Source organism: Luteibacter sp. KNZ12-1A, assembly GCF_056755675.1.
Genome location: NZ_JBPGXU010000054.1, coordinates 1 through 19,972, shown reverse-complemented (window position 1 = coordinate 19,972; position 19,972 = coordinate 1). Strand labels below are relative to the sequence as shown.

Sequence of the window (19,972 nt, the reverse complement as noted above, 5' to 3'; positions counted from 1 at the left end):
GTGGCAGAGTTCACGCTACCCAAGAATTCCAAGATCCAGGCCGGCAAGCATTTCCCGGTGAAGGGCGCGAAGAACGTGCGCACCTTCAAGGTCTATCGCTGGACGCCGGACGACGGCCAGAACCCGCGCACCGACACGTACGAAGTCGATCTCGACGCGTGCGGCCCGATGGTTCTCGACGCCCTGCTGAAGATCAAGAACGAAATCGACTCGACGCTCTCGCTGCGCCGCTCGTGCCGCGAAGGCATCTGCGGTTCGTGCGCGATGAACATCGATGGCACCAACACGCTGGCATGCACCAAGGCCATCGAGGATTGCGGCGGTGGCACGGTCAACATCTATCCGTTGCCACACATGCCGGTGGTGAAGGATCTCGTTCCCGATCTCACCCATTTCTACGCGCAGTTCGCCTCGATCAAGCCGTGGATGCGCACGCAGAGCCCGGCACCGGCCGACAAGGAGCGCCTGCAGTCGCCGGAAGACCGCAAGAAGCTCGACGGCCTCTACGAATGCATCCTCTGCGCCTGCTGCTCGACCTCGTGCCCGAGCTACTGGTGGAACGGCGATCGTTACCTCGGCCCGGCGATCCTCCTTCAGGCATACCGCTGGATCGTCGACAGCCGTGACGAGGACACCGGCGCCCGCCTGGACGACCTGGAAGATCCGTTCAAGCTCTACCGCTGCCACACGATCATGAACTGCGCGCGCACCTGCCCGAAGGGCCTCAACCCGGCGAAGGCGATCGCGGAGATCAAGAAGCTGATCGTGCAGCGCCGCTCGGCCTGACCCCGGCCCGATGGAGTTCCGCTCGATGGAAGCTCCACTCGGTGGGAGCCGACCCTGTCGGCGATGGGTGCTTGCGGATATCTTGCCCGCTGCCGCGGGATCGCCGAGAGGGTCGGCTCCCACCAGGGTGGGTTCGCGCCTTGTGTGGGAGCCGCTTCAGCGGCGATGGGATGCAACGAGGCGAGCTCCCGATCGCCGCTGAAGCGGCTCCCACATGAAGCGGCTCCCACAGTGATTTCGGTGACCTGTAATGGAAGAAGCCCGCCTCAAACGCCTTCGCTGGCGCACCCGCCGGGGTACGCGTGAACTCGATCGACTGTTCGGCGGCTGGCTCGACGAGCGCTTCGCCGACGTGGACGAAGCCACGAGGCGGGCTTTCGACGAACTGCTGGACGTGCAGGATCCCGATCTCTGGGATTGGGTGATGGGCCATGCCCGCGCTCCCCGCGACGACTGGCAGGCCATCATCGATGACATCCGCTCCAGGTACCGGCTCTGACATACGGCCGTCGGCCACGTTGAGCCGTCTCGGCGCGGCCATCGTGGCGCTGGCCACGATGGCCCCCTTGTTCACCGGATTGCCCCAGACGATCGCCTGGTTGTTCGCCGCCGGCATCGCATGGCACGGATGCCGGCGGCTCGTGGCGTTCCGGCGACCGTCCATCGTCTCCTTGCGCTGGACCCCCGACGATGCCTGGTCGGTGCGCTTGCACGGTGGATACGAGCGGCCAGCGGACCTGAAGGACGCACGGATATTCGGCACATCGGTTTTCCTGCGCCTTCGTTGGCGCGATGGCGAAGGGCGGGTGGCCTTGCTTCCCGACAACACGCCGGCCGACGATCTTCGCCTTCTGCGGGTCCATCTTTCGACCCGGCAAACCCCCTGAAACCCAAAGGCTCGCTGTCTGGGCGAGAGCCCCTGGCTTGCCCCGACCGTCCGCATCGGGCACTCTGCCGCGCGGTGCATGCCTTTCGTGGCGGCCCACTCATCAAAGGCTGTCGTCGACCGGTATGTTCAGACCCCTCGAGCTCTTCATTGGTTTGCGCTACACCCGCGCGAAGCGCCGCAACCAGTTCATTTCCTTCATTTCCACGGTCTCGATCGTCTGCATCGCGATCAGCGTGACCGCCCTCATCACCGTGATGTCGGTGATGAACGGTTTCGACAGCGAATTGCGCAACCGCATCCTCGGCGCCGTGTCCCACGTGACCGTGTCCGGCATCGACGAAACCGTGCAGGACTGGCAGAGGGCGGTGAAGACCGCCGAAGCCACCAAGCACGTGCGCGGCGCCGCGCCGTACGTGGAGATCCAGGCCTTCCTGCAGGCCAAGCGGCCCAGCGGCGCCATCATCCGCGGCATCCTGCCGTCGATGGAGCCGAAGGTCTCCGACATCGACAAGCACATGGTCGAAGGCAAGATGAGCGATCTCACCGATCGCGGCTGGAAGATCATCGTGGGCCGCGAACTGGCCCTGGCCTTGGGCGTGAGTGTCGGCGACAAGCTCACCGTCGTGGTGCCCCAGTTCACGGCCACTCCGATGGGTGCGGTGCCGAAGCTGCGCAGCTTCACGGTCAGCGGCATCTTCGAGCTGGGCATGCAGGAATACGACGCGAACCTCGCGCTTATCGACATCCAGGACGCGCAGCGCCTCAACGGGCTCGATGGCCCGACGGGCATCCGGCTCAAGCTCGACGACATGCGCGCGGCCTTCCCGGTGGCGCAGGACCTGGTCAACAAGCTCGGCCAGGCGTACCGCGTCGAGACATGGATGGATACCCACGCCAACTTCTTCCGTGCGATCGACATGGAGAAGACGGTGATGTTCGTCATCCTTTCGCTGATCATCCTCGTCGCCGTGATCAATCTCATTTCCATGTTGATGATGCTGGTGACGGACAAGCAGGCCGACATCGCCATCCTGCGCACGCTGGGTTCGACCCCGCGCAGCATCATGGGCATGTTCATGGTGCAGGGCTTGCTGGTGGGCATCGTGGGCATCGGGCTCGGCGTGCTGCTCGGCTCCCTGCTGTCGTTCAACCTGCCTGGCCTGGTGAAATGGATCGAGCATGTGACCGGGCAGACCTTCCTCTCGCCGGACGTCTATTACATCAGCGAGTTGCCGAGCCAGTTGCTCTGGTCCGACGTGGGCTGGGTGGTGCTGGTGACATTCGCCTTCTCGCTGCTGGCCACCTTGTATCCGGCGTGGCGCGCCTCGCGCACGCAGCCCGCCCAGGCACTCCGTTATGAATAAGCCGAACGACGACATCGTCCTGCGCGCCATCGGCGTCGCCAAGGTCTACGAGGAGGGCGACCTGCGCACGGGCGTCCTGTCCAACGTGAACTTCGCCCTGCGCCGGGGCGAGACCATGTCCATCGTGGGTGCGTCGGGGTCGGGAAAGTCGACCCTGCTGCACATCATTGGCGGCCTGGACACGTTGAGCGCGGGCAAGGTCGAGGTGAACGGCCGCGTCCTCTCCGAACTGTCGGATGCCGAGCGCGGCCGTGAGCGCAATCGTTCGCTGGGCTTCATCTACCAGTTCCATCACCTCTTGCCCGAGTTCACGGCGCTGGAAAACGTGTGCATGCCGCTGTTGATCCGCGGCGTGTCGATCGGGCAGGCGCAGAAGGAGGCCACCGCGTTGCTCGAACGCGTGGGGCTGGGGGCGCGCCTGCGTCATCGCCCGGCCGAGATGTCGGGCGGCGAGCGCCAGCGTTGCGCGGTCGCGCGTGCGCTGGTCACGCGCCCGGCCTGCGTGCTCGGCGACGAACCCACGGGTAACCTCGACGAGGCCAACGCGGCCCACGTCTACGAGTTGATGATCGAACTCAACCGCGAGATAGGGACCAGCTTCGTGCTGGTCACCCACGATTCGCGCCTGGCGGGCCGCATGGACCGCACGCTGGAGTTGCACTCGGGCGAGTTGCACGAGCGCTAGATCGACCTGCCCACCACCCGCTCGGCCGCCGAGCGGCCCGCATCGTCGGCCGTGGCGACGACGGCATAGTTGTGGCCCCTGTCGGACCAGTAGTTCGCCAGCAGGCCGTTGTCCTCGCGGCTGCCACGCGGCAGCAGGTGCCGGGCCGGGCCGGGCGGGCGCACGTAGAAGCTCACCGTGTGACCGTTTCCATCGTCGTAGAGCACCATCGCCGCCGGCCCCTGGTCGGTGGCGAAGAGCCGCCCGCCCATCGGGCGGAAACCCGCGTCGGCCAGGTCCGGCAAGCGGACGTTCGAGCCTACGCGGCCTGAAAGCCAGGCCCGCAGGTCGCCTTCGTTGCCGGTGGTGATGTCCATGCCCACGCCGTGGTCGAGCGCGAGGAGGCGATAAGCCTGCATGGCGTCGGCCATGGGCGCGTTTCCGGTACCCATGCCGCGCGCGGCCCAACCACCCAGGCCACCCACGATCAGGCAGAGCAGCAGGCTCGCGGCGGTGGCCCAGCGGACCGCATGGCGGTGCCGCGCCCGGGCACGGATCTCGGCAGGGTCCAACTCGGCCGGAGCCTCCGAAAGGTCGCCAGCGAGCAGGGTGCGCAGCTGCTGGGCGTCCTGCCGCCAGCCCAGGACCTCGTCGGCTTCGTCGGGGTGCCGGGCGAGGTAACGCTCGACCTCGCCGCGACGCGGCCCGTCCAGGTGCCCGTCCACGTAGGCGTGGATGTCGTGTTCGCTCGGGGGTGTGGTGTTCATTTCAAGAGCCGCAGGGAAGGGGGCCGTACCTCGCCTTCGCCCAGCCGGCGCAAGGTGCGGCGGGCGCGGGAGAGACGGGACATCACCGTGCCGATGGGGACTTGCAGGATGTCGGCGACCTCCTGGTAACTCATGCCCTCGACGGTGATCCAGATCAGGAGGCTGCGTTGTTCCGCCGGCAGCCCGGCAAACGCGGCCAGGGTGGAGTGGGCCGTGGCGACGCGTTCGGCGGAGGGCCAGCTGGCTTCCTCGTGGGCCAGCGAACCGAGCAGCCTGGCATAGCGGCCGGCGCGGCGCTTCCCATCGAGGAACAGCCGGTACAAGATCGAGAACAGCCAGGCGCGCAGGCTCTGGTCGTCACGCCTGGTGTGCCATCGGGTCAACGCCCGTTCGATCGTGGACTGGACCAGGTCGTCCGCCGCGCTCGAATCGCGGGCGAGCCACAACGCGAAGCGCCGCAGGCGCGGCAGCATCGTACGCAGGGCTTCATCGATTCCTGGATCGGACATGCGGGTCCCATACCGGGGGTGACTGGACGTGGGACGTCCGCTGGAACGAATTATTCCCCTATCGGGAATAAAAGAGCCTGACGTACGTCCCACCCTGCAATGCCACCCCGAATAACTCACCGGCCGGAGAGATGACAATGCAAGAACCCGAGACGCGGCGCCCCCCGACACACGCCGCCTGGCGATGGGCACTGATCGGACTGGTCGTGGCCGGCTTCGCCGCCGCCTTCGGCTATGTGGGGGGATGGCTGGAGCCGGGGCGCCTGACCCCGAAGCGGATCATCGATGCGTTGCAGGCCAATGGGGGCGAATACCCCGGTTACCGCCGCAACCATGCCAAGGGCATCTGCGTGGCCGGCCGTTTCGAGTCGAGCGGCGCCCTGGCCGCCTATTCCACGGCACCCCTGTTCGCCCCCGGCGACACCCCCGTCGTAGGCCGTCTCGCGATTCCGGGCGGGAATCCCTATGCGGCGGACAGTTCCGTTCCCATTCGCAGCTTCGCCTTGCGTTTCGACCTTGCGGACGGGGAGCAGTGGCGCACCGGCATGAACGCCATGCCGGTGTTCCCCGTGGCCACGGCCCAGGCCTTCTACGACCTGCAAGTGGCGACGCATCCCGATCCCGCCACGGGCAAGCCGGACCCGGCCAAGCCGAAGGCGTTCTTCGCCGCGCATCCGGAGGCGGCGGCTTTCCTCGCCTGGGTGAAAACGGCCAAGCCTTCGGCGAGCTACGTGACCGAAACGTACGAAAGCATCAACGCGTTCTATCTGCGCGATGCGGCAGGGCAGCGCCACGCCGTGCGCTGGAAGGTCGTACCCGAGCAACCGCCGGGCGGCGACGGCGGTCCGGCCGCGGGTGATCCGGACTATCTGGCCGCGGACCTCGCGAAGCGCCTCGGTGAAGGTCCGCTGCGCTGGCACCTGCGCATGGTGTTCGCCGCCGACGGCGATCCGGTCGACGACGCGACCAAGGCGTGGCCGGAAGACCGGCAAACGGTGGACGCGGGCACGATCGTGATCGACCACATGGAGGCACAGTCCGATGGACCCTGCCGCGACGTCAATTACGACCCCACCATCCTGCCGCGTGGCATCGAGGTGTCGAACGATCCGTTGCTCGTGGCCCGATCCGCGGCGTATGCGGATTCGTACCTGCGCCGCACCAGTGAGGAAGGCCACCTGCCCGGAACGGCCAGCCCGAAGGAGAACCACCCATGAGCCACGCAGACACCTTCCATCCGTTCGCCCGCGTGTTGCACTGGTTGATGGCGCTGGCCATTCTTTCCATGCTGTTCGTCGGCGCGGGCATGGTGACCTCGGTCGAAGCCAGACACGCGTGGCTGTTGGCGATTCACAAGCCGCTGGGCATCACCATCTTCGTGCTCGCGTTGATCCGCCTCGGCTTCCGCCTGACCCATCCGGCACCGCCGCTTCCCGCGGATATGCCCGAATGGCAGAAACTGGCGGCGCACGCGTCGCACTGGTTGCTGTACGGGTTGATGATCGCGATGCCGCTGATCGGCTGGGGCATGTTGTCGGCGGGAAATTATCCGGTGAGCCTGGGCGCGGGCCTGCGCCTGCCACCGATCCTGCCCTCCGACGCCGCGCTCTTCGCCTGGCTGCGCGAGGCGCATCGCTATCTCGCCTGGCTGTTCTTCCTGACCTTCCTCGCGCATATCGGCGCGGCGTTGATGCACGGGTTGATCCGTCGTGACGGAGTGCTCCAGTCGATGACCGGGGGGAAGCGATCCGCCTGACCGTCTCGACGAACGCCGCCATGCGGCACAATGGCCCGATGCGCCATGTGCTTGCCGCCACGCTGATCCTGCTCACCGGATGCCGCTCGCTCGGGTATTACGCCCATGTGACGCACGGGCAGGCCGCGCTGCTCGCCGAGCGCCGTTCCATCGACAAGGTGGTGGCCGATCCGAAGACGCCGGATACCACGCGCCGCCGCCTCACGCTGGCGCGTGAGGCGCGCCGCTTCGCTTCCACCGCGCTGGACCTGCCGGACAATCGCAGCTACACCTATTACGTGCAGCTGGATCGTCCGTGGGTGGCATGGAACGTGTTCGCGACACCCGAGCTGTCGGTTTCCGCCGTGACGCATTGTTTCCCGGTCGCCGGCTGTGTCGCCTACCGGGGCTACTTCCGCAAGGACCTGGCCGACCGCGAAGCGGCACGTGAGCGGTCCCTGGGCAACGACGTGGCCATCGGCGAGGTGCCTGCCTATTCCACCCTCGGCTGGTTCGCCGACCCCATCCTCAGCAGCATGCTGCGCTGGGACGACGACGAACTGGCCGGCACCATCTTCCACGAACTGGCCCATCAGAAGATCTACGTGAAGAACGACTCCTCCTTCAACGAGTCGTTCGCCAGCTTCGTGGAGCGTGAAGGCCTGCGCGAGTGGCGGGATGCGAGGAAGCAGCCGGCACCGGACGAGAAGGGCGACGTACTGGAGCGGTCGTTCACCACGCAGGTGCTGGCCTTGCGCGATCGCCTCGCGGCGATCTATGCACAGCCATGGACGGACGAAGCGAAGCGGGTGGCCAAGGCGGAGGAGTTCGAGGACTTTCGCGGGCGCTACCTCGCCTGGCGCGATGACGAGGCGGGTGGCGACCACCGTTACGACCGCTGGCTGAGGCGGCCGCTGAACAACGCGACCCTGTTGCCGTTCGGCCTCTACGACACGTGGGTGGCTTCGTTCGCCGCGTTGTTCGCGGAGGTGGGCGGGGATTGGCGGGCGTTCTTCGCGCGGGCGGATGGCCTGGCCAGGTTGGCTCCGGTGGAGCGGACGGGTGAACTGGAAAGGTTGAGGGGTGCTGATCGCCGCTGAAGCGGCTTCCACAGGAGTTCTTACGGGCTCCTTGGGGCAGGCCGGCGTTCACCAGGGGAAACACAGTGTCCGATGATGGACGTCCAGACGGCCAGTCGGCGGTGTAAGGTGGGCCGTCATGTGAACAGGTGCCATCCATGCCGCTTATATCCTCCTGGTTACGTATCCGCTTCTGGAAGCGCGTGGCGGCCGGTTTCGTGCTCGGCGCATTCGCCGGCTGGCTGTTGGGCCCGGCGGCCGCGACATGGTTCGGCCCCCTCGGGGAACTCTACGTCACCCTCATCAAGATGATCGCGGTGCCGCTGGTGTTCTTCGCGGTCTTGCATAGCGTATCGAGCCTGCACGGGGTGAAGGATGTCGCCGCGCTGGGTGGGCGTACCTTCGCCTGGTTCGCGGCGACGGCGACGCTCGCCGTGCTGGTGGGATTGCTCGTCGCACACGTCACCCAGCCCGGCCTGGGCGTGGAAGGACTCACCACGCCGGCGGGCTGGAAACCGAAGGCCGTGCCGGAGCCGGTCAAGGTCTTGCTGGACATCGTACCGGCCAATCCCTTCCGCGCCCTCAGCGAGGGCAAGATCCTGCAGGTGATTTTCTTCGCGGGGTTGCTCGGCCTGGCCCTGGTGAAGATCGGCGAGAAATCGGCGCGCCTGCGTGCGCTGGCCACCGAGGCGAACGATGGGATGATCCAGGTCACGCGCTTCGTGCTCGAGGTGACGCCGCTGGGCACGTTCGGCCTCATCGCCGCGCTGGTGGGCGCGTACGGCTTCGAGAAACTGTTGCCGCTGGCCACCTTCGTCGGTGCGCTCTATCTCGCCTGCGCCTTGCAGATCGTCGTGGTGTACGGCGGCCTGTTGCTCACGCACGGCCTCAATCCGCTCAAGTTTTTCCGCGCCGCGTTCCCCGCCATGCAGGTGGCCTTCACCTCGTCGTCGAGCTTCGCGGCGATGCCGATCGCGCTGCGCAGCGTGGTGGGCAACATGGGTGTGAAGGAGGAGTACGCGGCATTCGCGGTACCGCTGGGCGCGAGCATCAAGATGGACGGCTGTGGCGCGATCTACCCGGCCATCTCCGCCGTGTTCATCGCCCAGTATTTCCACCTCGACCTGCAGCCGGCGCAGTACATCGTGATCCTGCTGGCCTCCGTGCTCGGCTCTTTCGGCACCGCCGGCGTGCCCGGCACGGCCATGGTGATGGTCGCGCTCGTGCTCAGTTCCGCCGGCTTGCCCTTGGAAGGCATCGGCTACCTCGTCGCGATCGACCGCATCCTCGACATGATGCGCACGATGACCAATGTCACCGGCCAGATGGTGGTCCCGGTGCTGGTCGCGCGGGAGCGGGGGATTCTCGACATGGAGGTCTACAACAGGGCGTCGAGCGACCTTGTGGTCGAGGGGGAGCGGGCCTGAGGGGCCGATATCGCCGCTGAAGCGGCTCCCACAGGAAACCTCCCACACAAGCCACCAGCCAATAGCCAATAGCCGCTAGCTTGTGTGGGAGCCGCTTCAGCGGCGATGGCTCAGGGCGAGACCTTCCGCCCCGCCATATGCTTCAGATACGCCACCAGGTCGTCCAGGTCCGCATCCGACAATACCTTCGGGTCGAACCCGGGCATCTTCGCCTGCGGCCAGCGGCGCAGGTTCTGCGGGTTTCGCACCAGCGTGCGCAGCATGTCCCCGCGAAGGTATTCGGTCGGGCTGTGAGGGATGTTGAGGTCCGGTCCCAGCTTCGCGTCGCCCTGGCCATTGAGCGTGTGGCAACTGATGCAGTCGCGTTGAAAGACCGCGAAACCACGCCGCTCCGGCGCATGGGCGGGTAGCCCGGCGGCCGGCTGCATCGCCGGGAAACGTGCCGCGGGATCGGCCAGCACCTTGATCGACGCCACCTGGTAAGGCCACTGCTCGGGCCCCACGTGGCCTGCCTCGGGATGCAGCCAGACGAGGTAGAAGGGTCCCGCGCTGGGCTTTCCCTCGCCGAGCTTCGGCCATGGCTTGTCTGCCGGCTCGATGGCGAGCCATGCCTCGGCACCGCCGGCGCCCAGGACGAGCGAGGCGGGCATCTCGGCGGTGAATCCGTCCAGCGCCACGAATTGCAGGTGGCCGCCGGCCGGGACCCCATCGAGCAGGGCTTTCAACGGTATCGCGCGATAACGCATGGCGGCGTGATACGAGACATCCCCGACGACCTGGATGTCCCGGGCGTCCGGCCGCGCGAGCAGTTGTTCCGTGCTCAGCCGGCGCGCCCCGGTTCCGGTGTCGACGGTAAGCGTGGCGGCGAGGGTGAGATGGGCGTAAACGAGGAGGATCAGGCCGATGACGAGGCGCACACGGAATCCTTGAGGCGTTTGGCGAGGGGGCGAGGTGTCGCGGTACCCTCGGATTATCGCTCCGGCGACCCCATCTCGCGCATTCGACCCGTTCACGGATTTCCCCATGGCCGATACCAGCGTTCCCGACTTCTTCCAGCGCTTCCCCATGCGACGCATCGTCGACGTGGCGCTGGATGAGGATCTCGCGGCCGATGACAACCGCATCGCCATCCTGTTCCTGTGGGGGCGTGATTGCCCCAATTGCGATATCGCGAAACGACAGATACTGCTCACGCCAGACCGTTTCGTCTGGCCAGAGGTACGCTGGTTGCACGACAACGTCTACGACGATCCGAGCATGGGCACTCGTTTCGGCCTGCACGGCATCCCGGCTTTCTTCCTTTTCCATCGTGGCAGGAAACTCGGCCGCATCACCTCGTGGCCCGGCACCCAGCCGTTCGTGGATGCGGTGAACCGGCAGATCGCCGCCACGGGTGCCAGCGCATGATCATCCGGTCGCTGCTCGATACCGACCTCTACAAGTTCACCATGATGCAGGTGGTGCTGCATCAGTACCCGGCCGCACAGGTGGAATACCGCTTCCGTTGCCGCACGCCTGGCGTCGACCTGGCTCCGCTCGTGGGACGTATCCGCGACGAACTGCATGGATTGTGTTCGTTGCGCTTCACCGAGGAAGAGCTGGCCTATCTGGGCAGCCTGCGTTTCATCGACAGCGACTTCGTGGACTTCCTCGGCCTGTTCCAGCTCAACGCGAAATACGTCACCGTGGAGCCATCGGCGAAGGGCAACGGCGAGATCGAGATCGTGATCGCCGGGCCGTGGTTGCACACCATCATGTTCGAGGTGCCGCTGCTGGCCATCGTCAACGAACTGTACTACCGGGCTACCTTCCCCGGCCTGGGACTCGACGAGGGCAGGGCAAGGCTGCGATCGAAGATCGAACTGCTCCGCGATACCCGCGGTTACGAGAGTGCCCGCATCGCCGATTACGGCACGCGCCGGCGCTTTTCGCAGGCCTGGCACGAGGAAATGCTAGGGGTCATGAAACACGAACTGGGTGCGCAGTTGGCGGGCACGAGCAACGTCTGGCTGGCCATGCGGCTCGGGCTGGTTCCGATCGGCAGCATGGCGCACGAGTACCTTCAGGCTTTCCAGTCGCTGGGGCCGCGCCTGCGCGATTCGCAGACGGCGGCGCTGGAGGCATGGGCGCGCGAGTATCGTGGCGACCTGGGCATCGCGTTGTCGGATGTCTACGGCCTCGACGCCTTCCTGCGCGACTTCGACATGTATTTCTGCAAGCTGTTCGACGGAGCGCGCCACGATTCGGGCGACCCGATCGTGTGGGGAGACCGCGTGCTGGCGCATTACGAGGCGAACCGCGTCGACCCGCGGACGAAGACGCTGGTATTCAGCGACAGCCTGGACATCCCGCGCGTGATGGAACTCTACCGGCACTTCGCCGGGCGCTGCCTGTTGTCATTCGGCGTGGGTACCAACCTCACCAACGACGTGGGCCCGGAGCCGATCAACATCGTGATCAAGATGACCCGTTGCAACGGCCAGCCGGTGGCCAAGCTTTCCGATTCGCCGGGCAAGAGCATGGGAACCGAAGACCCGGACTACATCGCGTATCTGCGCCGGGTCTTCGAGATGCCGGCTCAGAACGCCGGCAACACCGCACCGCCGTAGTTCTTCTCGATGAAGGCCTTCACCTCCGGCGAGGTCAGCGCCTTGGCCAGCTTCTGCACGCGCGGATCGTCCTTGTTGTCCTGCCGTGAGACGAGGAAGTTCACGTACGGTGAATCCTTGTCTTCCAGCAGCAAGGCATCCTTCACCGGGTTGAGCTTGGCGGCGAGCGCGTAGTTGGTGTTGATGAGGGCCAGGTCGACCTCGTCCAGCACGCGCGGCAGCATCGCCGCCTCGAGCTCACGGAACTTGAGGTTTTTCGGGTTGGTGGCGATGTCCTTGAGCGTCGCCAGCCGGTCGCCCGGGTTCTTCAGCGTGATCAGGCCATGCTTCGCCAACAGCAACAGCGCCCGGCTGTTGTTGCTGGGATCGTTGGGAATGACGACGTCCGCGCCATCGGGGAGCTGGTCGATCGAGGTGTACTTGCGCGAGTACGCGCCGAACGGCTCGATATGCACGCCCACGACCTTCACCAGGTTCGTGCCGCGCTCGCGGTTGAAGGCGTCGAGGTAGGGCTCGGTCTGGAAGAAGTTCACGTCGAGCTGCTTCTGCGCGACCTGCATGTTCGGCTGCACGTAGTCGGTGAACACGCGGATCTCCAGGTTCACCCCCTCGCGGGCCAGCAGGGGCTTGATCTCCTTGAGGATCTCCGCATGCGGCACCGGCGTGGCGGCGACGGTGAGGGTCGCCTCGCCGGGACCTGCCTCCTTGTCGGCACCGCTGCCGCCCGAACAGCCGGCGACCATGAACGTGAGGGCGGCGGCGAGCGGGAGCAGGTACTTCTTCATGGGAGGCGTCCATCGCGAATGTTGCGGTGCGACAGCATAGACGTCCATACCGCCGGATGCAAAGCCGGCCCCGGCATGGTCAGCGCCGGCTGTAACGGCTTACCAGTCGATCGCCGAGCGACTGCAGGACCTGTACCAGCACCACGAGCAGCGCGACGGTGACGAGCATGTAGTCGGGCTTGTATCCGTTGTAACCGTACTGGTAGGCGAGGGCGCCGAGGCCTCCGGCCCCGACGATGCCGCCCATCGCCGTGTAGCCGACCAGGGCCACGGCGGTGACGGTGGTGCTGGCGACCAGGCCGGCGCGGGCCTCCGGCAGTAGCACCCGGGTGACGACCTGCGTCGTCGTCGCGCCCATGGCCTGGCTTGCTTCGATGACACCGCGATCCACTTCGCGCAGCGCCGTCTCCACCAGTCGCGCGAAGAAGGGGGCCGCGCCGATCACCAGCGGGACGATTGCGCCGCGAATGCCGATGCTCACGCCCGTGATGGCCTGTGTGACAGGGATCAACAGGATCATGAGGATGATGAAGGGAATCGACCGCAGCACGTTCACCACGAGCGAAAGGACGGCATAGAGCTTCGGCCTGGCGTGCAGCTGGCCCTTGGCGGTGAGGAACAGCCATACGCCCAGCGGCAAGCCGAGCACGATGGTGAACAGCAGCGATCCGCCGAGCATCAGCAGGGTATCGATGCATGCCTGGCCGATCTCGGGCCAGTCGATGTTGGGAAACAGGGCCTGCATGGGGCTCATCGCGCCACCTCCTCGATGTCGACGCCCGCGTCGCGAATCTGCACGAGCGCATCGTCCAGGCGCTCGCCATGCATGGCGAGCGTCAGCTGGCCGTAGGGCACGTCCTTGATCCGGTCGACACGGCCGGAAAGGAGGTTGTATTCCACGCCGGTATCGCGGACCACGCGCGAGAGCAGCGGCGAGTACGTGGCCTCGCCACGGAAGGAGAGCCGGAACAGCCTGCCCGGCACGCCGGGAAACTCCGCGCCGCGTCCCTCGCGGTGATCCGCCTCGGCCACGAAGCGGCGCGTCGTGGGATGCTGCGGATGCAGGAACACGTCGGCCACCGGTCCGAGTTCGACGACGTTGCCGCCGTCGAGCACGGCGACCCGGTCGCAGACACGACGGATCACGTCCATCTCGTGGGTGATAAGCACGATCGTCAGTCCGAGCCGGCGGTTGATGTCGGCCAGCAGTTCCAGCACCGATGCCGTGGTCTGCGGGTCCAGGGCGCTGGTGGCCTCGTCGCAAAGCAGGATCGACGGGCGGCACGCCAGCGCCCGCGCGATGCCGACGCGTTGCTTCTGCCCGCCGGACAGCTGCGCCGGGTACTTGCGTGCGTGCGCGGTCAGCCCGACCAGGTCCAGCAGTTCATCCACGCGCGCGACGATCGCCGCATCGTCCACGCCGCCCTGGAGACGCAGCGGGAAAGCGACGTTGTCGGCCACCGTTCGCGAGGAAAGCAGGTTAAAGTGCTGGAAGATCATGCCGATGCCCGAGCGCAGCTTGCGCAACTCGGCACCCTGGGCGGCGGTGACGTCGCGGCCGTCGATGAACACCTTTCCCGCGGTGGGACGCTCCAGCAGGTTGACCAGCCGGAGCAGGGTGGACTTGCCGGCACCGGAGTGGCCGATGATGCCGAACACCTCGCCCGCCTCGATGGTGAGGTCCACGGGTTGCAGGGCGGGCACGAGCGCTCCGTCCACACGGTAGGACTTGGACGCGGCGGCGAAACGGATCACGGGCTTTGGCTCTCCGGCCGGAAAGACGTCCATGGTATCCGAACCCGGGGCAAGGGCGCCGCGCGGGGCGTAGACTGCGCGTATCCACCAACGAAGGGAGCGCGCATGGCCAGCATCTACGATTTCTCCGCCGTCGATATCGACGGCAACGAGCGCTCGCTCGCCGAGTTTCGCGGCAAGGCGTTGCTGGTGGTCAATGTGGCTTCCAAGTGTGGCTTCACGCCGCAGTACAAGGGCCTGGAAGAGTTGCAGAAGGCCTGGCACGAGCGCGGCTTCGAGGTGCTCGGGTTTCCGTGCGACCAGTTCGGCCACCAGGAACCGGGCAACGAAGCGGAAATCCGCGACTTCTGCTCGCTGACCTACGACGTGAGCTTTCCCATGTTCTCGAAGATCGAGGTCAACGGCGACGGCGCGCATCCGCTGTATCGCTGGCTGAAGGCGGAGAAGAAAGGCGTGCTGGGCACCGAGGGCATCAAGTGGAACTTCACCAAGTTCCTGGTCGACCGGGAAGGACAGGTGGTGGAACGCTATGCCCCGACCGACACGCCGGAGAAGATCGGCAAGGACCTGCCGAAGGTGCTCGGCTGAGGGTATCTCTCGCCGCTGGTGCGGCGATGCGCTGAACCGGCTGTTCTTGTGGGAGCCGCTTCAGCGGCGACGCCCTACAGCCGCTCCGCCACCTCGGCCAGCATGACGGCGATCGCATCGACGTCCGCCGAGGCCGAAGGCACCGGCTCCGCGCTCTTCGTCGGCGGCCGGTAATTGTTCAGCAGGATCGCGAAAGCGAGGCGTTGGCCGCTCCGCGTGGTGACGTAGCCGGCCAACGCGTTCACGAAACTCATGCTGCCCGTCTTCGCCACCACGTTGCCTTCGGCGGCCGTGCCGCGCATGCGGCCGGCGAGCGTGCCGTCGACACCCGCCACCGGAAGCAGCCCACGCCAGGTCTGGGCGATCGGCGAGGTATCCATCAGCGTCAGCAGCCGGGTCAGCGATGCCGCCGTCGTCAGGTCGTGGCGCGAAAGGCCGGTGCCTTCGTCCAGTGCCGTCGACGAGGGACCGATGCCGCGTGCCGCCAGCCATGCCGCGATCGCGACGGTGGCGCTGTCCTCGGCGCGCGTATCGTTGGCGCCCGATGACTCCAGGCCGGAGAGAAGGAAGACGCTTTGCAGGTAGAGGTTCTGCGAGCGCTTCAGGCCGATGCGGAGGATGTCCGCGAGCGTGGGCGAAGGGAACGAGGCGACGGTCGGTCCGTCGGGCGGCGACACCGGCCATTGCACGCTGCGCGCTTCGCCATCCACGCGCAGGCCCTGCCGCTCCAGCGCGGCTTGCAGGCGCCGGGCGGCGGTGAGTGCGGGGTCCGGGATCGACAAGCGCGAGCGGCTCGGCGTTCCGCCTTCGGCCACGCCACCGAGCACATGCAGCGTGGCGGTACCCGGTGCGCGGTAGAGTTCGAGGCCCTTCGCCGGTTGGACGGCGATCGTCGTGGCCGCGTCCTCGGGCGTCACGTCGATCCCATTCGGCGACACGCTCGCGGTCATCGTGTTTTCGTCGATATCGAGGCCACCGGCCTGCGCGCCGTAATACGCCTGCAAATCGCCTGCTTCCCAGCCACTGCCGATGGGCGGACCACGAAATGCCGTGTCGTCGCCGACGATGCCGCCGTCGATGCGGTGGATGCCTTGTTCGCGAAGGATCGTGGCGAGCGTATCGGCCCAGGCGTTGCCGGCCAGTGTCGGATCGCCACGGCCGCGCAGGACGAGCGGTCCGCGCAGCCGGCCGCGCCGTAGTTCGCCGGCGGCGATGAGGTCGGTATGCGTGCGGTAGTCCGCGCCGAGGCGGTCGAGGGCGAAGGCGGCGGTATAGAGCTTGGCGGTGGATGCGGGCAGGAGCAGGCGGCCGTCGTCATGGGCGTAGACCGTGCGGCCGTCATCCAGCGAGACCACCGAGATGCCCCATGACGCGGCGGCGAAGCGGGGCTCGGCCAGGTGTTGGTCGATGCGCTGGGCGAGGGTTTCGGCTTGTGTGAGGGTGCTCAGCGATAGCAGGAGGGCAGTGAGGCAGGCGAGGCTGCGGTGTCGCCTATCGCCCCGACCCGAGGCCATCACCCCAGCCAAGACGGTTGGCCCTTGTCGAGGAAGGCCGAGAGTCCGTCCTGCCCCTCGGCCGAAACGCGAAGACGGGCGATCAACGCAGCGTTGGCCGCGTCCGTCGTCTCCATGGCCGCGGGTTCCATCCCCGCCATGCCCAATGCAAGACGCTTCGCCTCCCGCTGCGCCATCGGCCCGCCCTTGGCCAGGAAGCCCAGGACACGTTCGACCGCGGCATCCAGTTCCTCGCCATGGACTACCTCGTGGAGCAGGCCCATCGACAGGGCGGCCGCCGTATCGAATACCTCGCCGGTGACGAAGAGCCGGCGGGCCCGGCGCAAGCCGATGGCGGCGATGACGTAGGGCGAGATCACCGCCGGCACGAGGCCGAGTTTCACCTCGGAAAGGGCGAACTTCGCGCCATGCGCCCCGATGGCGATATCGCAGCAGGCGATCAATCCCACGCCGCCGCCGAACGCCGCGCCGTTCACCCGGGCGATCGTCGGCTTCGACAGGAACTGGAGGCGGCGCATCAGCGTGGCGAGGCGTAGCGAATCCTCGCGGTTATCGACTTCGGAGGCCTGGGCCATGCCACGCATCCAGCGCAGATCGGCGCCCGCCGAGAAACTGGCGCCGGCACCGGTCAATACCACCGCGCGCACCGTGTCGTCGGCGTCCACGGCCTCGATGACCGCGGTGAGTTCCGCGATCAGGCCGTCGTCGAAGGCGTTGTGCACTTCCGGGCGATTCATGACCAGGTGGGCGATGCTGCCCTGGCGGACCAGTTCGACGGCTGACATGGCGGAACTCCTGTTTCGAGCCGCCGATCATAACGGCGCGGTGGGTTGAAAGGCGGGTGGCCCTTTCCCGGTCCAGTATCCGATGCCCCCACGGCAGGTCGCCGATCCACAAGTTCTTGCGTTGGATGCAGCCCTGCCGGCAAAGGCATATAATGCGAACAGTTCTTATTTGAGTAAGCCCAGTGCGCCTCTCAGACGCGCCGAAAGGTGCCCAAGCCGTGGTCCAGTCCGTCACCGATGCCCATCCGTCCGATCCGATCGCCCAGCGCCTGCGCGATCTCGGCTTCGTCGCCGGCGAACCGGTTCGCCTGGTGGCGCGCGGGCCGCTCGGCGGCGACCCGCTGTTGATCCAGATCGGCTCGACGCGTTTCGCCTTGCGCAAGACGGAAGCCGCGCGGGTGGAAGTGTTCGTGGGCGGTGCGGCATGAGCGCCATCGCGATGCGCATCGCGCTCGTGGGCAATCCGAACTGCGGCAAGACGGCGCTGTTCAACCAGCTCACGGGCGGTCGGCAGAAGGTCGCCAACTACGCGGGCGTCACGGTCGAGCGCAAGGAGGGACGTTTCGTCGCGCCCTCCGGACGGACGCTGCACATCCTCGACCTGCCCGGTGCATACAGCTTCGATGCCACGAGCCCCGACGAGGCCATCACCCGTGACGTCTGCCACGGACGCTATCCGGGCGAGGCCGCTCCCGACCTCATCGTCTGCGTCGCCGACGCCACCAACCTGCGCCTGCACCTGCGCTTCGTGCTGGAAGTGCGCCGCCTGGGCCGTCCGGTGGTGCTCGCGCTCAACATGATGGACGCGGCCCGCCGGCGCGGTATCGCGATCGACGTCGAGGGTTTGTCGCGTCGTCTTGGCGTTCCGGTGGTCGAAACGATCGCGGTGAAGCGCGGTGGCGCGAAGGCGTTGATGGAGCGTATCGACGCCAGCGTGCCCGAGGTGACGCCGGCTCCGATCGACGAGGCCGGCGTCGAGCAACTGCACGCTGAAGTGCGCTCCATCCTTGCCGATACGGTGACGTTGCCGCGCGACACGGTGGCCCTCGACGATGCCATCGACCGCTGGGCGCTGCATCCGGTATTCGGCCTGGCGATCCTCGCCACGCTGATGTTCTTCATCTTCCAGGCCGTGTTCTCGTGGGCGCAGCCGGTGATGGACGGGATCGAGGCGGGCATCGCCGCGCTGGGCAACTGGGTCACCGGATTCCTCCCGGCGGACAGCGCGTTGCACAGCCTGCTCAACGACGGCGTGTTCGCCGGCCTGGGCGCGGTGCTCGTGTTCCTGCCGCAGATCCTGATCCTGTTCCTGTTCATCCTCGTGCTGGAGGAATCCGGGTACCTGCCGCGCGCGGCCTTCCTGCTCGACAAGATGATGTTCCGCGTCGGCCTGACGGGCAGGGCGTTCATCCCGCTGCTGTCGAGCTTCGCCTGCGCCATTCCCGGCATCATGGCCACGCGCAGCATCCAGGACCCGCGCGACCGCCTGACGACGATCCTCGTCGCGCCGCTGATGACCTGCTCCGCGCGCCTGCCGGTCTACACGCTGCTGATAGCGGCGTTCATCCCGAACCACGCCGTGTGGGGCGTCTTCAACCTCCAGGGCATCGTGCTCTTCACGCTGTATTTCGCGGGTATCTTCAGCGCGCTGGCGGTGGCCTTCGTGATCAAGCGCATGCGCAAGGACAAGAGCGAACACGCGCTGATCATGGAGCTTCCGTCGTACCGCCTGCCCAACGTGCGCGACATCGGCCTCGGCCTGTGGGAGCGCGCCATGATCTTCCTCAAGCGCGTGGGCGGCATCATCCTGGCGCTCACCGTGCTGTTGTGGTTCCTGTCGAGCTTCCCGGGGCCGCCGCCGGGCGCCACGCAGCCCGCGATCGATTACAGCATCGCCGGGCGCCTCGGCCGCATGCTCGAATACGTGTTCTCGCCGATCGGGTTCAACTGGCAGATCTGCGTCGCCCTGGTGCCCGGCCTGGCCGCGCGCGAAGTGGCCGTCGCAGCGCTCGGCACCGTCTACGCGATGTCGGGCAGCGACGACGCCGTGGCCTCGCAACTCGGCCCGGTCATCGCCCACCAGTGGTCGCTGGCCACCGCGCTTTCGCTGCTGGCGTGGTATGTCTTCGCGCCGCAGTGCATGTCCACGCTGGCGGTGATCCGCCGCGAAACCAATTCCTGGCGCAACGTCGCCGTGGCGGCCGGTTACCTGTTCGGGCTCGCCTACCTCGCGTCGCTGGCCACCTATCAGATCGCGAGGGCGCTCACATGAGCACGTTCGAACTGGTCCAGGCTGCGATCATCGTGCTCGTCGTCGCGACGAGCGCGTACGTGGCGTTCCGCAAGCTCTTGCCGAAGACCTCGACGCGCATCATGGCGCGGGTGTCGGCCAGCCTGAACCGGCCAGGACGCGCGGGTGTCGTGCGTTCCCTCGGTCGGCGCCTGCAACCCGCGGCAGCCACCGGCAGTTGCGGTGACGGCTGCGGTTCGTGCGGAAGCTGCGGGCCCGTGGCGCCGAAGCCCGAGGCCCAGCCGCTGCATTTCAAGCCGCGGAACTGAGGTTGCGGCTGGAAGCGGGGCGGAGTACAGGCCGCGCGTATCGCCCCCTGGAACCGGACCCCCAAAAACCGCCCGATTTTTTTTGGGTGCGCGGAAAGGGCGGAGTTATGGGTAAAGAGCCAGCGGGGGCCCCGGGAGAGGGGGGCCCCCCCCCGGT

General features: G+C 66.8%; 23 protein-coding genes. 15 read left to right on the top strand and 8 right to left on the bottom strand.

Features of this window, described 5'->3' with window-relative positions; all coding sequences use genetic code 11:
• The 5 genes from ACR9ZJ_RS12130 to lolD all read left to right on the top strand — a co-directional run bounded on the left by ACR9ZJ_RS12130 (position 1) and on the right by lolD (position 3,724).
• Entirely contained in the window at positions 1-786 is a 786-nt protein-coding gene (locus tag ACR9ZJ_RS12130; protein WP_481287882.1) for a succinate dehydrogenase iron-sulfur subunit, read from the top strand.
• Between the two features lie 250 nt (positions 787-1,036).
• Positions 1,037-1,285 carry an FAD assembly factor SdhE gene (locus ACR9ZJ_RS12125; protein ID WP_481280134.1) on the top strand — a complete coding sequence of 83 codons (249 nt, stop codon included), beginning with the start codon at positions 1,037-1,039 and terminating at the stop codon, positions 1,283-1,285.
• Complete coding sequence (locus tag ACR9ZJ_RS12120; protein WP_481287881.1) at positions 1,257-1,673, top strand: hypothetical protein; 417 nt, start codon at positions 1,257-1,259, stop codon at positions 1,671-1,673. Before ACR9ZJ_RS12125 ends, ACR9ZJ_RS12120 begins: the two co-directional genes overlap by 29 nt.
• 124 nt (positions 1,674-1,797) lie before the next feature.
• Positions 1,798-3,039, top strand: a complete 1,242-nt coding sequence (locus tag ACR9ZJ_RS12115; protein ID WP_481280136.1) for a lipoprotein-releasing ABC transporter permease subunit — start codon at positions 1,798-1,800, stop codon at positions 3,037-3,039.
• Positions 3,032-3,724 (top strand): lipoprotein-releasing ABC transporter ATP-binding protein LolD, encoded by a 693-nt coding sequence (gene lolD / locus ACR9ZJ_RS12110; RefSeq protein WP_426284829.1) that lies wholly within the window; start codon positions 3,032-3,034, stop codon positions 3,722-3,724. The genes ACR9ZJ_RS12115 and lolD overlap by 8 nt, the downstream gene beginning before the upstream one ends.
• Here the strand turns inward: lolD and ACR9ZJ_RS12105 are convergent.
• Together ACR9ZJ_RS12105 and ACR9ZJ_RS12100 are read right to left on the bottom strand one after the other, a co-directional pair.
• The gene (locus ACR9ZJ_RS12105; RefSeq protein ID WP_481280137.1) at positions 3,721-4,470 is read right to left on the bottom strand and encodes an anti-sigma factor family protein; all 750 of its coding nucleotides are present in this window, start codon (positions 4,468-4,470) and stop codon (positions 3,721-3,723) included. The genes lolD and ACR9ZJ_RS12105 overlap by 4 nt on opposite strands.
• Positions 4,467-4,979 carry a sigma-70 family RNA polymerase sigma factor gene (locus ACR9ZJ_RS12100; RefSeq protein WP_426284827.1) on the bottom strand — a complete coding sequence of 171 codons (513 nt, stop codon included), beginning with the start codon at positions 4,977-4,979 and terminating at the stop codon, positions 4,467-4,469. The genes ACR9ZJ_RS12105 and ACR9ZJ_RS12100 overlap by 4 nt, the downstream gene beginning before the upstream one ends.
• A gap of 137 nt (positions 4,980-5,116) precedes the next feature.
• On the opposite strand from ACR9ZJ_RS12100, the gene ACR9ZJ_RS12095 reads away from it, so the two are divergent.
• The 4 genes from ACR9ZJ_RS12095 to ACR9ZJ_RS12080 all read left to right on the top strand — a co-directional run bounded on the left by ACR9ZJ_RS12095 (position 5,117) and on the right by ACR9ZJ_RS12080 (position 9,220).
• Complete coding sequence (locus tag ACR9ZJ_RS12095) at positions 5,117-6,196, top strand: catalase family peroxidase (protein ID WP_481287880.1); 1,080 nt, start codon at positions 5,117-5,119, stop codon at positions 6,194-6,196.
• Entirely contained in the window at positions 6,193-6,735 is a 543-nt protein-coding gene (locus tag ACR9ZJ_RS12090) for a cytochrome b (RefSeq protein WP_481287879.1), read from the top strand. The genes ACR9ZJ_RS12095 and ACR9ZJ_RS12090 overlap by 4 nt, the downstream gene beginning before the upstream one ends.
• Before the next feature lie 20 nt (positions 6,736-6,755).
• Complete coding sequence (locus tag ACR9ZJ_RS12085) at positions 6,756-7,814, top strand: aminopeptidase (protein WP_481287878.1); 1,059 nt, start codon at positions 6,756-6,758, stop codon at positions 7,812-7,814.
• Between the two features lie 137 nt (positions 7,815-7,951).
• Positions 7,952-9,220, top strand: a complete 1,269-nt coding sequence (locus tag ACR9ZJ_RS12080; RefSeq protein ID WP_481280141.1) for a dicarboxylate/amino acid:cation symporter — start codon at positions 7,952-7,954, stop codon at positions 9,218-9,220.
• Between the two features lie 110 nt (positions 9,221-9,330).
• Here the strand turns inward: ACR9ZJ_RS12080 and ACR9ZJ_RS12075 are convergent, their stop codons facing one another.
• On the bottom strand, positions 9,331-10,137 hold the full coding sequence (locus tag ACR9ZJ_RS12075; protein ID WP_481287877.1) for a cytochrome c: 807 nt from the start codon (positions 10,135-10,137) through the stop codon (positions 9,331-9,333).
• A gap of 106 nt (positions 10,138-10,243) precedes the next feature.
• Between ACR9ZJ_RS12075 and ACR9ZJ_RS12070 the strand changes: the two genes are divergently transcribed.
• Positions 10,244-10,627: a thioredoxin domain-containing protein gene (locus ACR9ZJ_RS12070; RefSeq protein WP_481280143.1), complete on the top strand. Its 384-nt coding sequence runs from the start codon at positions 10,244-10,246 to the stop codon at positions 10,625-10,627.
• Positions 10,624-11,829, top strand: a complete 1,206-nt coding sequence (gene pncB / locus ACR9ZJ_RS12065; RefSeq protein ID WP_481287876.1) for a nicotinate phosphoribosyltransferase — start codon at positions 10,624-10,626, stop codon at positions 11,827-11,829. The genes ACR9ZJ_RS12070 and pncB overlap by 4 nt, the downstream gene beginning before the upstream one ends.
• Here pncB and ACR9ZJ_RS12060 read toward each other — a convergent pair.
• The 3 genes from ACR9ZJ_RS12060 to ACR9ZJ_RS12050 all read right to left on the bottom strand — a co-directional run bounded on the left by ACR9ZJ_RS12060 (position 11,799) and on the right by ACR9ZJ_RS12050 (position 14,369).
• Positions 11,799-12,614, bottom strand: a complete 816-nt coding sequence (locus ACR9ZJ_RS12060; protein ID WP_481287875.1) for a MetQ/NlpA family ABC transporter substrate-binding protein — start codon at positions 12,612-12,614, stop codon at positions 11,799-11,801. The genes pncB and ACR9ZJ_RS12060 overlap by 31 nt on opposite strands.
• 79 nt (positions 12,615-12,693) lie before the next feature.
• Positions 12,694-13,368, bottom strand: coding sequence for a methionine ABC transporter permease (locus tag ACR9ZJ_RS12055; protein WP_481287874.1), 675 nt, complete (start codon positions 13,366-13,368; stop codon positions 12,694-12,696).
• The gene (locus ACR9ZJ_RS12050) at positions 13,365-14,369 is read right to left on the bottom strand and encodes a methionine ABC transporter ATP-binding protein (RefSeq protein WP_481280147.1); all 1,005 of its coding nucleotides are present in this window, start codon (positions 14,367-14,369) and stop codon (positions 13,365-13,367) included. The genes ACR9ZJ_RS12055 and ACR9ZJ_RS12050 overlap by 4 nt, the downstream gene beginning before the upstream one ends.
• A 105-nt stretch (positions 14,370-14,474) precedes the next feature.
• On the opposite strand from ACR9ZJ_RS12050, the gene ACR9ZJ_RS12045 reads away from it, so the two are divergent.
• Positions 14,475-14,957 (top strand): glutathione peroxidase, encoded by a 483-nt coding sequence (locus tag ACR9ZJ_RS12045; RefSeq protein WP_481280148.1) that lies wholly within the window; start codon positions 14,475-14,477, stop codon positions 14,955-14,957.
• A 74-nt stretch (positions 14,958-15,031) separates the two neighbouring features.
• Here ACR9ZJ_RS12045 and dacB read toward each other — a convergent pair whose 3' ends face one another.
• Positions 15,032-16,471 (bottom strand): D-alanyl-D-alanine carboxypeptidase/D-alanyl-D-alanine endopeptidase, encoded by a 1,440-nt coding sequence (dacB, locus tag ACR9ZJ_RS12040; protein ID WP_481287873.1) that lies wholly within the window; start codon positions 16,469-16,471, stop codon positions 15,032-15,034.
• On the bottom strand, positions 16,471-17,256 hold the full coding sequence (locus ACR9ZJ_RS12035) for an enoyl-CoA hydratase-related protein (RefSeq protein WP_481287872.1): 786 nt from the start codon (positions 17,254-17,256) through the stop codon (positions 16,471-16,473). Before ACR9ZJ_RS12035 ends, dacB begins: the two co-directional genes overlap by 1 nt.
• Positions 17,257-17,438: 182 nt before the next feature.
• Here ACR9ZJ_RS12035 and ACR9ZJ_RS12030 point away from each other — a divergent pair, with 182 nt between their 5' ends.
• The 3 genes from ACR9ZJ_RS12030 to ACR9ZJ_RS12020 are packed head-to-tail and all read left to right on the top strand — an operon-like array spanning position 17,439 to position 19,815.
• Positions 17,439-17,684, top strand: a complete 246-nt coding sequence (locus tag ACR9ZJ_RS12030; RefSeq protein ID WP_306846533.1) for a FeoA family protein — start codon at positions 17,439-17,441, stop codon at positions 17,682-17,684.
• Complete coding sequence (gene feoB / locus ACR9ZJ_RS12025) at positions 17,681-19,528, top strand: ferrous iron transport protein B (RefSeq protein WP_481287871.1); 1,848 nt, start codon at positions 17,681-17,683, stop codon at positions 19,526-19,528. Before ACR9ZJ_RS12030 ends, feoB begins: the two co-directional genes overlap by 4 nt.
• Positions 19,525-19,815 (top strand): DUF6587 family protein, encoded by a 291-nt coding sequence (locus ACR9ZJ_RS12020; RefSeq protein ID WP_481280153.1) that lies wholly within the window; start codon positions 19,525-19,527, stop codon positions 19,813-19,815. Before feoB ends, ACR9ZJ_RS12020 begins: the two co-directional genes overlap by 4 nt.
• Positions 19,816-19,972: the final 157 nt, after the last annotated feature.

Bases quoted from the DNA above. Each gene is read 5' to 3' on its own strand.
- ACR9ZJ_RS12125 (WP_481280134.1), top strand. From the start codon at position 1,037: ATGGAAGAAGCCCGCCTCAAACGCCTTCGCTGGCGCACCCGCCGGGGT.
- ACR9ZJ_RS12120 (WP_481287881.1), top strand. From the start codon at position 1,257: ATGACATCCGCTCCAGGTACCGGCTCTGACATACGGCCGTCGGCCACG.
- ACR9ZJ_RS12115 (WP_481280136.1), top strand. From the start codon at position 1,798: ATGTTCAGACCCCTCGAGCTCTTCATTGGTTTGCGCTACACCCGCGCG.
- lolD (WP_426284829.1), top strand. From the start codon at position 3,032: ATGAATAAGCCGAACGACGACATCGTCCTGCGCGCCATCGGCGTCGCC.
- ACR9ZJ_RS12105 (WP_481280137.1), bottom strand. From the start codon at position 4,470: ATGAACACCACACCCCCGAGCGAACACGACATCCACGCCTACGTGGAC.
- ACR9ZJ_RS12100 (WP_426284827.1), bottom strand. From the start codon at position 4,979: ATGTCCGATCCAGGAATCGATGAAGCCCTGCGTACGATGCTGCCGCGC.
- ACR9ZJ_RS12095 (WP_481287880.1), top strand. From the start codon at position 5,117: ATGCAAGAACCCGAGACGCGGCGCCCCCCGACACACGCCGCCTGGCGA.
- ACR9ZJ_RS12090 (WP_481287879.1), top strand. From the start codon at position 6,193: ATGAGCCACGCAGACACCTTCCATCCGTTCGCCCGCGTGTTGCACTGG.
- ACR9ZJ_RS12085 (WP_481287878.1), top strand. From the start codon at position 6,756: ATGCGGCACAATGGCCCGATGCGCCATGTGCTTGCCGCCACGCTGATC.
- ACR9ZJ_RS12080 (WP_481280141.1), top strand. From the start codon at position 7,952: ATGCCGCTTATATCCTCCTGGTTACGTATCCGCTTCTGGAAGCGCGTG.
- ACR9ZJ_RS12070 (WP_481280143.1), top strand. From the start codon at position 10,244: ATGGCCGATACCAGCGTTCCCGACTTCTTCCAGCGCTTCCCCATGCGA.
- pncB (WP_481287876.1), top strand. From the start codon at position 10,624: ATGATCATCCGGTCGCTGCTCGATACCGACCTCTACAAGTTCACCATG.
- ACR9ZJ_RS12060 (WP_481287875.1), bottom strand. From the start codon at position 12,614: ATGAAGAAGTACCTGCTCCCGCTCGCCGCCGCCCTCACGTTCATGGTC.
- ACR9ZJ_RS12055 (WP_481287874.1), bottom strand. From the start codon at position 13,368: ATGAGCCCCATGCAGGCCCTGTTTCCCAACATCGACTGGCCCGAGATC.
- ACR9ZJ_RS12045 (WP_481280148.1), top strand. From the start codon at position 14,475: ATGGCCAGCATCTACGATTTCTCCGCCGTCGATATCGACGGCAACGAG.
- dacB (WP_481287873.1), bottom strand. From the start codon at position 16,471: ATGGCCTCGGGTCGGGGCGATAGGCGACACCGCAGCCTCGCCTGCCTC.
- ACR9ZJ_RS12035 (WP_481287872.1), bottom strand. From the start codon at position 17,256: ATGTCAGCCGTCGAACTGGTCCGCCAGGGCAGCATCGCCCACCTGGTC.
- feoB (WP_481287871.1), top strand. From the start codon at position 17,681: ATGAGCGCCATCGCGATGCGCATCGCGCTCGTGGGCAATCCGAACTGC.
- ACR9ZJ_RS12020 (WP_481280153.1), top strand. From the start codon at position 19,525: ATGAGCACGTTCGAACTGGTCCAGGCTGCGATCATCGTGCTCGTCGTC.